The organism is Lipingzhangella halophila, from assembly GCF_014203805.1.
Lineage (GTDB): Bacteria > Actinomycetota > Actinomycetes > Streptosporangiales > Streptosporangiaceae > Lipingzhangella > Lipingzhangella halophila.
Genome location: NZ_JACHJT010000001.1, coordinates 1,022,320 through 1,035,012 on the forward strand (window position 1 = coordinate 1,022,320; position 12,693 = coordinate 1,035,012).

Sequence of the window (12,693 nt, forward strand, 5' to 3'; positions counted from 1 at the left end):
GAGTGTGGCGCCTTGTCCGTACCGGCGCTGCGGACGCAGGAGGCGTCCGATTAAGCCCCGGAAGTTCACTCGCACCTCCACTCCCAGCACATCGCAGGTCGAGAGCGATGTTCCCATATGCGGGGGCGGAGGCGCGGCACAGGCCGCCCTTGGCCGCGTCAGCGGGGGCCCGGCTTCCGGGTGCCCCCGGCGTGGTTACGCAGCGAGGAACGCGCTCAGGGTCAGTAGTGGCGCGCGCCCTCGTGGTTGACGTGCCCGACAGGTTCGATCTGCAGGGTGGAGTGCTCCACGTCGAAATGGCCGGCGAGACAGGTGTGGAGCTCGTCGAGCATTCGGCCGGCCTCGGTGAGATAGTCGTCGTCGACCACGACGTGCGCCGACATGACCGGGACCCCGGAGGTGATGGTCCACGCGTGCAGGTCGTGCACGTCGACGACCCCCGGCTGGCGCAGCAGGTGCGCACGGACCTCGTTCAGGTCCATGTCGCGCGGTGTGGCCTCAAGAAGAACGTGCACCGCCTCGCGCAGCAGGCTCCAGGCGCGCGGTACGACGATGGCGGCGATGACCAGCGAGATGATGGAGTCGGTCCGCTCCCAGGCGGTGAGCCAGATGAGGACACCCCCGACGATCACACCGAGCGAGGACAGCGCGTCGCCCATGACCTCCAGGTAGGCGCCGCGGACGTTGAGGCTCTCGCGCTGCCCCCTGCGCAGGACGAGCATCGCTGCGATGTTCATGATCAGCCCGAACGCGGCCACCGCGACCATTCCCGGCCCGGCCACCGGGCTGGGGTCGCGCAGCCGGTCGATCGCCTCCAGCACGATGAACGCACACAGTACGAACAGCACAAGAGCGTTCACCGCGGCGGCCAGGATCTCGGCCCGCTGGTAGCCGAACGTACGCTTCGTGCACGCTGGACGGCTGGCGATCCACACCGCCGCCAGGGCGAGCAGCACGCCGATGGAGTCGGTGACGGTGTGCCCGGCGTCGGCGAGCAGCGCCAGGCTGCCGGTGGTCGCCGCCCCGACGACCTGGACGCCGGCGACGCTCAGCATCATGAGCAGCACCACGGTGAGGCGTCCGCGATTGGCGGAACCCGCGGTCACGTGCCCGTGCCCGTGCCCGTGTCCGGCACCCATGTGCTCCCCCTGTTTCGTCCGAGGCATTGTTCAGCCGCCACTGTTTATACAGTCTAGGCTGTCAATACAGCAAACGGTGTACAATGATTTTCATGTTGACCTCCGACCAGCGGCTCTCCGCGATCCAGCGACTCGGTCGCGCCCTCGCCGACCCCACGCGATGCCGGCTGTTGCTGGCCCTGCTCGATGGTCCCGGCTACCCGGCCAAGCTGGCCGACGATCTGGGACTGACCAGGCAGAATGTCTCCAACCACCTTGCCTGCCTGCGCGAATGTGGGCTGGTGCGTACGACAGCGCTCGGAAGACAGGTGAGCTACGAACTGGTCGACGCCTCGCTGGCGCATGCGCTCGAGGACCTGCTGCGTGTCGTCTGGGGAGTGGCTGACGAGCACGTACCGCCCGGTGAGACCACGCCGATTCCGGTTAACTAGCTGCGTTCCGTCCTGTCTTATTCCCAGGATGCCCGGCTGCGGGTGGCACGCCAAGCGCGGGCGCGCGCCTGTGGAAGGCGTTAAGGACGCACTGACGCGCCCCGTGTGGTGACCGGAATAGGTCACCGTCCGGGGCGCCGTGCAGCCCCTTACCTGGTGCTCCACTAGGGGTAGCCCTGATGCGTCGCTGACATACCCCTGACATCCCCCCGATGTGGCGCTGCTCGCGCTGACTTCAGATATGACGCGAAGTATTGTGGACGTCGCGTGCCCGGAAAATCCCGTGCGACCCCGTCAATCTAACCGCATGGACCGGCGTAGACCGCTCACCGCAGCGGTGCCCTCCGCACGAACAGACATCTCACAGGAGCGCGAACACTCATGTCCATACTGGCCAAGAACAGCCTTGGCGACCCCACCCAGGCTTCCCCGTTAACGGGCGCGCGAGACGGTGGGTGGGACTCATGAACCGGCTAGCGCAACTCTCCCTCGCGAACCGGGCACTGATCCTGCTCATCACGCTGGCGGCGCTCGTCTTCGGGCTGCTCGCGACGACGTCGGCCAAGCGCGAGCTGATGCCCGAGATGGACCTACCCATGGTGATGGTGAACGCCCAATACGAGGGCGCCTCACCCGAGGTGGTCGAGAACGAGGTCACCGAGCCCCTGGAACAGGCCCTCAAGGGCGTCTCCGGCGTCACCACGTACACCTCCACGTCCAGCAACGGCAGTTCCTCGATCACCGCGGAGTTCGACTACGAGGACGAGACCGAGGACGTGGTGCGGTCCACTCAGCAGGCGGTCGACCAGGTCGAGCCGATGCTGCCGGACGGGGTCGAACCGTCGGTGATGTCGTTCGGCACCGATGACATGCCCGTGGTCATGCTGGCCGCCGGGGCCGGGGACGGTGATGAGCAGGAGCTGGCCGAACCGATCGAGGAGCAGCTCATCCCGGAGCTGGAGTCCATCGACGGAGTGCGCGCGGCACAGCTCACCGGTGTCCGCGAGTCCACCGTCACGATCACGCCCGACGAGGACGACCTCGAGGACGACGGGCTCACCTCGGCCGACGTCACCAGTGCGCTGGAATCCAGCGGCGCGTTGGCTCCCGGCGGTGAGATCACCGAGGACGGGCGCACTCTTACCGTCACCACCGGTGAGCGGTTGGAGTCGATCGAGCAGGTCGAGGACATCTGGGTCACTCCCGGCGGGGGCGGCGGAGGCGCGGCCGATCCGGGAGCCGCCGCCGGCATGCCCGGAGCGGACTCGGCGCAGGCCGACGCGGCGCAACTGAAGGACGTGGCCGAGGTCGAGCTCAAGGCCGACGAGGAGACCTCGATCACCCGGACCAACGGCAACCCCAGCCTTGGCATCATGATCACCAAGACGCCCGAGGGCAACACGGTCGAGATCTCCGAGACCGCCCAGGAGACGGCCGAGGAGATCGCACCGATGCTGGGCGGGGACGCCGAGATCACCGCCGTCTTCGACCAGGCGCCCTTCATCGAGGAGTCCATCACGGCGATGGCCCAGGAAGGCGGGTTCGGGCTGGGGTTCGCAATCCTGGTCATCGCGCTGTTCCTGCTCTCCCTCCGCTCCACGTTCGTCGCGGCGGTGTCCATCCCGACGTCGCTGCTGGTGGCGATGATCGGCATGCAGGTGTTCGGCTATTCGCTGAACATGCTCACGTTGGGCGCGCTCACGGTGTCCGTCGGCCGGGTCGTCGACGACTCCATCGTGGTACTGGAGAACATCAAGCGGCATCTCCGGTACGGCGAGGAGAAACTGACCGCCGTGTTGACCGGGGTGCGCGAGGTGGCTACCGCTGTCACCGCCTCCACCCTGACCACCATCGCGGTGTTCCTGCCGGTGGCCTTCGTGGGTGGCCAGACCGGCGAGCTGTTCCGGCCCTTCGCGGTGACCGTGAGCCTCGCACTGGCGGCATCGCTGCTGGTCGCGCTGACCATCGTCCCGGTGCTCGCCTACTGGTTCAGCAGTACCCGGGTCGTTCCGCCCGAGGACGTGGAGCGGATCAAGGACGAGGAGCAGCGGCGCGAGCTGCGCAGTCCTTTGCAGCGGGCCTACCTGCCGATCATCCGGTGGACCACCCGGCACCGGGTCATCACGTTGCTGGTGACCGTTGTGCTTTTCGGGGGCACGTTCGCGATGTGGCCTTCCGTCAAGAAGGACTTCCTGGGTCAGCAGGGGCAGAACACCTACCTGGTGACCCAGGAGCTCGAGGTTGGAACGTCGCTGGAGGAGGCCAACGAGGAAGCCCAGAAGGTCGAGGAGAAGCTCGACGGGATGTCCTGGATGGACTCCTACCAGGTGTCGATCGGCAGCGGTGGCGACCCCGCGGCGGAGATGATGGGTGGCGGCGGTGCCGACACCACCCAGTACACGATCACCGCCGATCCCGACGCCGACCAGGAGATGGTGCAGGAGAAACTGCGCACCGCGCTGGAGGACGTCGACACCGACACCGATATCCGTCTCGACGATTCCGGGGGCGCGGGCTCCGATCTGGAGGTCCAGGTCCAGGCCGATGGTCCCGAGACCCTGGAAGAGGCAACGGGAGCGGTCGAGGACACCCTCGGTGACATCGACGGGTTGGAGGACGTCGAGAACAGCATCGCCGCCACGCAGTCCCAGCTCGATGTCCAGGTCGACGGAGAAGACGCCGCCGACGAAGGGCTGACCGAGATGCAGATCGGGCAGGCCGTCACCGAGGCGTTCCAGGGCGCCGAGGTGGGCACCGCGACCATCGGTGGCGTCGAGCGCGACATGGTCGTGCGAATGTACGAGGAGCCCGCGAGTGTGGCTGACCTGGAGGAGCTGGAGATCGCGACGCCCGAGGGCGACGAGGTCGAGCTCTCCGAGGTCGCCAGTGTCGAGGAGGTCAACCAGCCGCCCGAGCTGACCCGGGAGGACGGTGCGCGCACCGCGACCGTCTCGGCGACGCCGACGGCCGACGACCTGACCGCGGTCAGCACTGAGGTGAACCAGGAGCTGGAGTCGCTCGACCTGCCCGAGAGCGCCACCGCCAGTCTGGGTGGTGTCAGCACCGAGCAGAACGAGGCGTTCGCCCAGCTGGGTCTGGCGATGCTGGCGGCGATCGCACTCGTCTTCCTGATCATGGTGGCGACCTTCAAGAGCCTCGTCCAGCCGCTGATCCTGCTGGTGTCGATCCCGTTCGCGGCGACCGGCTCACTGGGGCTGTTGCTGGTCAGCGGCGTACCGGTGGGGCTGCCCTCCCTGATTGGCATGCTGATGCTGATCGGGATCGTGGTCACCAACGCGATTGTGCTGATCGACCTGATCAACCAGAACCGCAACAACGGCATGGAACTGGGCGAGGCGGTGGTCGAGGGAGCGCGGCACCGGCTGCGGCCTATCCTGATGACCGCACTGGCCACCATGTTCGCCCTGACCCCGATGGCGCTCGGGTTCACCGGCGGCGGCGCCTTCATCGCGGCACCTCTGGCGATCGTGGTCATCGGCGGCCTGTTCACGTCCACGCTGCTGACCCTGGTTCTGGTTCCGGTGCTCTACACCATGTACGAGGCGCGCAAGGAGCGCCGTGTGCAGCGCCGCGCGGCCAAGCGCGAGGCCAAGCTGGCCGCGGCCCGCTCGGCCAACGGTGGCGGCACCGCGGCGGAGGACGGCGTGGAGTCCGGCACCGCAGAGCAGGAGCAGGACGAGTCGGGAGACGAGCCCGGCAAGGCGTAGCCGGCAGGGCTTGCGCCCGGGGTGGCGTGCCATCGTACAGGCGGTGGCGCGCCACCCCGTCCCGGCCCGCCCAACCACTTCCCAGGAGGACACAGCGTTGTGGCGGGGTGCGAATGCGGACCACTGGCGTCGCGATTTGTTTTTTGACCCTCATGGCGGGCAAGCTGCAGCTTGTGACTCCTCCCCCTCGTCTGCATGATGGGGGCTGCCCGCTTCTCTTGCGTGAGGTAGGCAGCGAACAAGTACAGGCCGGGGGCTTGGACACAGGTGGAGCGCGGCAAACAAGTGCGCACCGGGGGAAATCAGCACAGGTAAGCGAACTGTCCTTCGGGCCAGGGCCCCTCGCTAGGAGACGCAATGGAAAGCAAGAAGAACGAACTCGACGAACTCGTGCGTGAGGAGCTCGGCGACGAGCCATCACAGGAAGCCAAGGACTACGCGCGAGAGCTGTACGAGAAATATCGGCTGCCCACCACGTCGTCGGAGGAGACAACCCCCGGGGAGGAAACCTAGTGCATGGGCTCTCGCCCAGCGGTCGCACAGTGACGACAGAACGATCGGGGTCTCCCCGTGCGGGGGGACCCTTCGTCATGTCCGGGTGGCCGCGGAACGCCGGCGCGTCGCGGCCTTAGCTGTCAGTCGCTGAGCGAGGACTCGGCATCCCAGAGCAGCTCGAACCAGACCAGCCGGCCGAGGCCGTCGGAACGGGGCTCGGTGCCCCATTTCGTGGCCATGGCCTCGACAAGGTCCAGCCCTCGGCCGTGCTCGCTGGTGTCGTAGGGGTCGCGGTGCTGGGCGCGGGGCTGTTCCGGACTGCCGAGGTCGCGCACCTCGACGCGGGCCCATCCCGTGGCGAGATACACGCTCACCTCGAACTTGCCGCCGGTGGAGCCGGACGCACTGTGGGTCACGGCGTTGGTCGACAGTTCGCTGGTGAGCAGGGTCGCGTTCGTGAGTACCGGTGAGCCGGCGAGCTGCCGTTCAACGAAGCGACGGGCATACTTGATCTGGTTGGGCAGACCCGGAAACCGGCGCCGGACAGGCTGGTCCGGAAGCTCGGCGGGTACGGTGCGGCGCTCTTCCATTGATCTCGCCGGACGTTGGAGTTCAGGTCGGGAGCTGTCCGGACGCGGGGTGGGGACCTGGGTTTCTCCGAGGTCCCACCAACGCGCGGTTGGGGTGTCGGACATGTGCTGATCACTCCCCGGGGCAGTGCATCGGCGGCACGTTCGGACCATGGTGACGTGCTTCACGTGGCCCCCTCGGGGCGTCCGATGCCTCCTGCGCGAGGTCACGGCGCATTGCGGGGGATGGCCGGGAGCCACTCGTGGGGTAGTGGGTGCCTTGTGCAGTTGTACGGCCATGGTTGTAGTAGGCTCGCTTGGCCTCGACGGCCATGTCCACGCTAAGAATACGCGGGTTGACTTCCGGTAAAGCAGGCGGGGGTGGGCCGTGGTCCGAGCCATGAGCACCACCCGTTCACAGCCCGGGTACCTTCCTACCTGAGCTGCGCGTCGACCGCGTTTTCTGCGCAGGCCTGGCCGAATGCGGCCACCCGCTTGACGGTACCCGAGGTGGAGCGGTCATTGCCCCGGACAGTGGTCCCGCATCAACCGGGGTGCTTCTGCGCCAGCCCGGGACCCGCCTGGGATCATGGGGCCCATGGTGCGAGAAGCCGACATCCCACGACTGGACACCCGAAGCGCTGGAGTGCACGTTGCCGACCCGTCGCGCTACGACGGGAGGGTGCCCTACCGCCGAAGCGGGCGCAGTGGCCTGGATCTGCCCGAGATCTCCTTGGGGCTTTGGCAGAACTTCGGCGACAACCGGCCGCTCGAAACGCAAAGGGCCATCCTGCGGCGGGCCTTCGACCTGGGAGTCACCCATTTCGACCTGGCCAACAACTACGGCCCGCCCGCCGGGTCCGCCGAGCTGAACTTCGGCCGGATCCTGCGGGAGGACTTCCGGCCGTACCGCGATGAGCTGGTCATCTCCACCAAGGCCGGATACGACATGTGGCCCGGTCCTTACGGTGTCGGTGGGTCGCGCAAGTACCTGCTCAGCAGCCTGGACCAGTCGCTCGCCCGCATGGGCCTGGACTACGTGGACATCTTCTACAGTCACCGGTTCGACCCGGATACGCCCCTCGAGGAGACGATGTCGGCGCTCGACACGGCGGTGCGGTCGGGCCGGGCGCTCTACGCCGGTATCTCCTCCTACTCGGCGGAGCGTACGGCCGAGGCAGCGGCGATCCTGCGGCAGATGGGAACCCCGCTGCTGATCCACCAGCCCTCGTACTCCATGGTGAACCGGTGGATCGAGGACCAGGAACTGCTGGCAACGCTGCAGCACGAGGGCGTCGGGTGCATCGCGTTCTCGCCGCTGGCCCAGGGGCTGCTGACCGGGAAATACCTGAACGACGTCCCGGAGGACTCCCGGGCCAAGACCGGAAAGGCGTTCTCGCGGGACTGGCTGACCGAGGAGAACCTGTCCCGGGTGCGCGCGCTCGACGCGATCGCCAGCCGGCGTGGCCAGAGCCTGGCCCAGCTCGCGCTCTCCTGGGTGCTGCGCGACAGCCGGGTGACCTCGGCGCTCATCGGCGCGAGCAGTGTCGCCCAGCTTGAGGACAGTATCGCCGCGGTACGCGGCCCGCGGTTCACCGGGGAGGAGCTCGCCGAGATCGACCGGTATGCCGAGGACCTCGGGGTGAACATCTGGCGGCGCTCCAGCGAGCACTGAGCTGAGTACCGGACGGTGCGGCGCGTATCCCGGTTCCACGGCGGGTCCGGCACCGGCCGGGTCCGCCGTTCCGGTTCGGCGGGCGGCGGTCATTGCGGTACACATAGGCCGACTGTGCCGCCGCGCCGCCTTTTCCGGGAAATTCCGCAAATCGGTGTTCGAGATTATGCGAACCCTGTGCCGCCCGTTTTGTACGTTGCGTCAGTATGGCGACGAATTTCGTTGTTGCGGACCATCTTGCCTTCCTCGATGCGGTTTCTTGATGTGTCGGTGACCGGCAAGTGTCCCGAAGTCCCGGAAAATCGGGAGAATTTGGAGTGCGTCTCGTGGTCCGGATTCGCACACGATTCGACAGTCGTCGGGAGGTGGCCCTCACCGGTGGCTCGGGACTTCCCGTACACACGTGGGCGTACGCGAGCGACAACATCCCGGCAGGTCAAATTCCCGCCGTTGGGCGCAGTAGCCGGACCTGCAGCGCCCGGTCAGTAAGGTGGGGAGGCCCAGTTGGGGAAGTTCCTGGTCAGGAGGCTGGCGGGCTATGTCGTGCTGGTGGTCCTGGCTACGTCCTTCGCCTACCTTCTCGCCGCGTCGACGCTGAACCCGCGCGTCAATTACGAGGAGCGCAGCGACCGGCCGAGCGAGGAACAGATCGACCAGCGCCTCGATGAGCTCAATCTGAACGACAAGACACCGCTCGCCGAGCGGTGGTACGTATGGGCGAGCGGCGTCGTGAAAGGGGACTTCGGGCCGACCGTCACCGGAACCTCGGTGAATGAGGAGGTCGAACGGCGCGCATGGGTCTCACTCCAGCTGATTGTTGTCGGTACCGTCCTGGGAAGCACGATCGGTGTGGGCGCGGGTGCGTACGCCGCGGTGCGGCAGTACCGGATGTTCGACCGGATCTCGACGGTCGCGGCATTCTTCGTCCTCGCGATTCCGTCCGTGGTCGTCGCGATCTCCCTGCAGGCTTTCGCAACGACGTTCAACCAGGCGGCCGGAACGCAGATATTCGTCTTCCACGGGCAGGGAACCCTCGGGCTCGAAGCGGGGTTCTGGGGAACGCTGTGGGACCGCGCCCGGCACATGCTCCTGCCGACACTGGTCCTGGCGCTGGCGCAATTCGCCGCGTTCAGCCGCTACCAGCGCAATATGATGCTCGACGTCCTGGGTTCCGACTTCGTGCGCACCGCTCGGGCCAAAGGGCTCAGGCGGCGCACCGCCCTTCTGAAACACGCCCTGCGAACCGCCATGATCCCGACGGTCACCTACTTCACCTTCACCTTCGGCGTGCTGATGGCCGGAACCACCTTCATTGAGAGGATCTACAACTGGAACGGGATGGGATCGTGGGTGGTCGAGTCGATCAGGAACAACGACGTGCACGCGGTGGCCGCGGCCTCCTGCTTCATGGCGGTGTGCCTCATGGCGGCGTCGCTGCTCTCCGACGTCCTCTACGTGTGGCTCGATCCGCGGGCGCGGGTGGGGTGATGGGCTCGTTTGGCCATCCACCGGGCCGCGGCAGCAGCCGGCGGCGCCCGACCCGGCCCCCATCGGCCAACCATTATGAGACCCTAGTCCCGCTTAGGGGCGGACGATGAGCATGTCCACCGAGTACGCGGCGCGCGGCGCGGGGCCCGGTCGAAGCGCGAGCGAGGTGCGCGTGCCCGGCCGATGGGCGACCGTGCTGCGGCGGATGCTCCGCACCCGGCAGGTCGTGATCGGGCTCTGCTGCATCGCGCTCCTGGTCGCCATGGCCTGGATCGGCCCGTTGCTCAGTCCATGGGAACTCGGCGAACGCGACAACTCCGCGTTCCTGCGTCCGCCGTCGCCGGAACACTGGTGGGGCACCGACGAGGTCGGCGGGGACATCTTCGTCAACACGATGGTGGGCCTGCGGAAGTCGCTCGTCATCGGGCTGCTGGTCGCGGTCCTCTCCACGTTCATCGCCGCGGTCGTCGGCGCGTTCGCGGGGTACTTCCTCGGCGCTACCGACCGGATCCTCATGTGGATCACCGACCTCGCCCTGGTGCTGCCCAGCTTCCTGATTCTGGCGATCCTCTCGCCGGCGCTGCGCGACCGTGGCTGGTTGGTCTTCGTGCTCCTGCTCGCCGCCTTCATGTGGATGGTCACCTCGAAGATGGTGCGCGGGATGACCATGTCGCTCAAGGAACGCGAGTACGTGCTGGCGGCCCACTACATGGGAGCTCCCGCGTGGCGGATCATCTTCGGCCACATCATCCCGAACATGTCGTCGCTGCTGGTGGTGGACGCCACCGTCAACGTGAGCGCCGCCATCATCACCGAGACCAGCCTCTCCTACTTCGGCTTCGGGGTGCAGAGCCCGGACGTCTCCCTCGGATCGCTGATCGCGGACGGGTCGGGGGCCGCCACCACCCACCCGTGGTTGTTCGCGTTCTGCACCGGATCGCTCGTTGTGCTGGTGCTCGCGGTCAACCTGATCGGCGACGGCCTGCGCGACGCGCTCGACCCGCAGTCCAGGCACAGGTTCTAGACAGGGGGCAGCAATGACCGGCACCGAGGCACAGGCGGACGCGGCGGGGGAGCGGGGGGTCGCCAGCGCCCCCGTCCTGCGGGTGCGCGACCTGCGGGTCACCTTCCCGGGGCAAGGGGGCGGCGCCGACGTCAAGGCGGTGCGTGGCCTCGACTACCACCTGGAGCGAGGCGAGATCCTGGGGCTCGTCGGTGAGTCGGGATCGGGCAAGTCCGTGTCCTCGCTGGCGGTCATGGGCCTGCTGCCCGAGCACGCGCGGGTCAGCGGGTCGGTCCTGCTGCGCGGCGAGGAACTGCTCGGCCTGGACGACCACGCCATGTCGGCCAAGCGCGGCAAAGCCATCTCCATGGTCTTTCAGGACCCGATGTCCGCGCTCACTCCCGTCTACACCATCGGCGACCAGGTCGCCGAAGCCATCCGGGCCCACGATCCCGCGACGGGCCGGGACAAGGCAGCCCGGCGAGCCGTCGAGCTTCTTGACCTGGTCGGCATCCCCAATCCCGCGAACCGGTACCGGGCCTTCCCGCACGAGTTCTCCGGCGGCATGCGGCAGCGCGTACTGGTCGCCATCGCCATCGCCAACAACCCCGATGTGCTCATCTGCGACGAGCCGACCACGGCGCTCGACGTCACTATCCAGGCGCAGGTGCTGGAGGTGCTCCGGACCGCCCAGCGCGAGACCGGGGCCGCCATCGTGCTGATCACGCACGACCTCGGCGTCGTCGCCGGGCTGGTCGACCGGATGCTGGTCATGTATGCCGGCCGGCCGGTCGAGACCGGCAGCGTGGACCAGGTGTACCGGGACCCCCGGATGCCCTACACGATGGGGCTGCTCGGGTCGGTACCGCGGCTCGACGACGCGGAGCCGGCTCCGCTGATCCCGATAGCCGGGAACCCGCCCTCCCTCACCGACCTCCCAGAGGGCTGCTCCTTCAGCCCTCGCTGCCCGCTCGTGACCGACGCGTGCCGCGCCGCCGAGCCCGAGCCGCGGCCGGCTGGTGCCGAGGGGCACACCGCCGCCTGCGTTCGCACCGCGGAGATCCGGGAGCACGGGTGGTCGGCCGCCGATGTCTACCCGGCGCCCGACCGCCCCGCTGCCCCCCACGCGCCGCTCGCCCGGGAGCACCGGGAAACAGTGCTGCGCGTGGACGGGTTGGTGAAACACCACCCGCTGATGAAGGGTGCGGTGTTCCGGCGGCGCGTGGGCACTGTGTACGCGGTCGACGGGGTCAGCTTCGACATCGCTGAAGGCGAGACCCTGGGCCTGGTCGGGGAGTCGGGGTGCGGCAAGTCCAGCACCTTGATGGAGATCCTGCGGCTGCGCGCTCCCCAGAGCGGAACCGTCGTGGTCCTGGGCAGGGAATCCGCGCACACCACCCGGCGGGAGCGGTTCGCGATCCGCCGCGACGTCCAGGTGGTCTTCCAGGACCCGATGTCCTCGCTTGACCCGCGCATGCAGGTGTTCGACATCGTTGCCGAGCCGCTGCGCACCCACGGATACCCGCGGCCCGACGTGCGGGCCAGGGTCACCGAGCTGCTCACCCTTGTCGGCCTTGACCCCGCGCACGCCGGACGGTTCCCACAGGAGTTCTCCGGCGGCCAGCGCCAGCGCATCGGGATCGCCCGCGCACTCGCCCTCGAACCCCGGTTGCTGGTCCTGGACGAGCCGGTGTCCGCGCTCGACGTCTCCATCCAGGCGGGCGTGCTCAACCTGCTCGACCGGCTCAAGACCGACCTCGGCCTGTCCTACCTGTTCGTCGCGCACGACCTGGCGGTGATCCGGCATATCGCCGACCGCGTGGCGGTCATGTACCTGGGCCGGATCGTCGAGGTCGGCGCCGCCGGCGCACTCTTCTCCGCACCGGCACACCCCTACACCCAGGCGCTGCTGTCGGCGATCCCGGTTCCCGACCCCCAGCGGGAGCGCTCCCGGACCCCGATCGTGCTGGACGGCGACCTGCCCAGTCCGGTCAACCCGCCGTCGGGCTGCCGGTTCCGCCCTCGATGCCCGAAGTACCGCACCCTCACCGCAACCGAACAGCAAGCGTGTCGGAACACCGAACCGGAACTCGACCCGGTGGCAGCAAACGACCATGCCGCGGCGTGCCACTACGCGGAGCAGCGAAACGTGGTCTGACCCCCGA

At 67.9% G+C, this 12,693-nt stretch carries 9 protein-coding genes; 7 read left to right on the plus strand and 2 right to left on the minus strand.

The window, feature by feature from the left end:
• Positions 1-221: 221 nt before the first annotated feature.
• Positions 222-1,139: a cation diffusion facilitator family transporter gene (locus tag F4561_RS04650; RefSeq protein ID WP_184583176.1), complete on the minus strand. Its 918-nt coding sequence runs from the start codon at positions 1,137-1,139 to the stop codon at positions 222-224.
• Between the two features lie 83 nt (positions 1,140-1,222).
• Here F4561_RS04650 and cmtR point away from each other — a divergent pair, with 83 nt between their 5' ends.
• The 3 genes from cmtR to F4561_RS04665 all read left to right on the plus strand — a co-directional run bounded on the left by cmtR (position 1,223) and on the right by F4561_RS04665 (position 5,811).
• The gene (cmtR, locus tag F4561_RS04655) at positions 1,223-1,570 is read left to right on the plus strand and encodes a Cd(II)/Pb(II)-sensing metalloregulatory transcriptional regulator CmtR (protein WP_281384029.1); all 348 of its coding nucleotides are present in this window, start codon (positions 1,223-1,225) and stop codon (positions 1,568-1,570) included.
• Between the two features lie 464 nt (positions 1,571-2,034).
• Positions 2,035-5,298: an efflux RND transporter permease subunit gene (locus F4561_RS04660; protein ID WP_184575113.1), complete on the plus strand. Its 3,264-nt coding sequence runs from the start codon at positions 2,035-2,037 to the stop codon at positions 5,296-5,298.
• A 357-nt stretch (positions 5,299-5,655) separates the two neighbouring features.
• Positions 5,656-5,811, plus strand: coding sequence for a hypothetical protein (locus tag F4561_RS04665; RefSeq protein ID WP_184575115.1), 156 nt, complete (start codon positions 5,656-5,658; stop codon positions 5,809-5,811).
• Positions 5,812-5,933: 122 nt separating this feature from the next.
• On the opposite strand, the gene F4561_RS04670 is transcribed toward F4561_RS04665, so the two are convergent.
• Positions 5,934-6,383, minus strand: a complete 450-nt coding sequence (locus tag F4561_RS04670; RefSeq protein WP_184575117.1) for an ATP-binding protein — start codon at positions 6,381-6,383, stop codon at positions 5,934-5,936.
• A 577-nt stretch (positions 6,384-6,960) separates the two neighbouring features.
• Between F4561_RS04670 and mgrA the strand changes: the two genes are divergently transcribed.
• From mgrA to F4561_RS04690, 4 genes are all read left to right on the plus strand, one after another.
• On the plus strand, positions 6,961-8,037 hold the full coding sequence (gene mgrA / locus F4561_RS04675; protein WP_184575119.1) for an L-glyceraldehyde 3-phosphate reductase: 1,077 nt from the start codon (positions 6,961-6,963) through the stop codon (positions 8,035-8,037).
• Positions 8,038-8,541: 504 nt separating this feature from the next.
• A complete protein-coding gene (locus F4561_RS04680; RefSeq protein WP_184575121.1) occupies positions 8,542-9,525 on the plus strand; it encodes an ABC transporter permease in 984 nt (327 codons plus the stop codon).
• A gap of 106 nt (positions 9,526-9,631) precedes the next feature.
• Entirely contained in the window at positions 9,632-10,549 is a 918-nt protein-coding gene (locus F4561_RS04685; protein WP_376773634.1) for an ABC transporter permease, read from the plus strand.
• Positions 10,550-10,562: 13 nt separating this feature from the next.
• Entirely contained in the window at positions 10,563-12,686 is a 2,124-nt protein-coding gene (locus F4561_RS04690) for a dipeptide ABC transporter ATP-binding protein (protein ID WP_184575123.1), read from the plus strand.
• Positions 12,687-12,693 lie beyond the last annotated feature (7 nt).

Coding starts and splice junctions, on each gene's coding strand:
- mgrA (WP_184575119.1), top strand. CDS start 6,961: ATGGTGCGAGAAGCCGACATCCCACGACTGGACACCCGAAGCGCTGGA.
- cmtR (WP_281384029.1), top strand. CDS start 1,223: ATGATTTTCATGTTGACCTCCGACCAGCGGCTCTCCGCGATCCAGCGA.
- F4561_RS04650 (WP_184583176.1), bottom strand. CDS start 1,139: ATGGGTGCCGGACACGGGCACGGGCACGGGCACGTGACCGCGGGTTCC.
- F4561_RS04670 (WP_184575117.1), bottom strand. CDS start 6,383: ATGGAAGAGCGCCGCACCGTACCCGCCGAGCTTCCGGACCAGCCTGTC.
- F4561_RS04690 (WP_184575123.1), top strand. CDS start 10,563: ATGACCGGCACCGAGGCACAGGCGGACGCGGCGGGGGAGCGGGGGGTC.
- F4561_RS04660 (WP_184575113.1), top strand. CDS start 2,035: ATGAACCGGCTAGCGCAACTCTCCCTCGCGAACCGGGCACTGATCCTG.
- F4561_RS04665 (WP_184575115.1), top strand. CDS start 5,656: ATGGAAAGCAAGAAGAACGAACTCGACGAACTCGTGCGTGAGGAGCTC.
- F4561_RS04685 (WP_376773634.1), top strand. CDS start 9,632: ATGAGCATGTCCACCGAGTACGCGGCGCGCGGCGCGGGGCCCGGTCGA.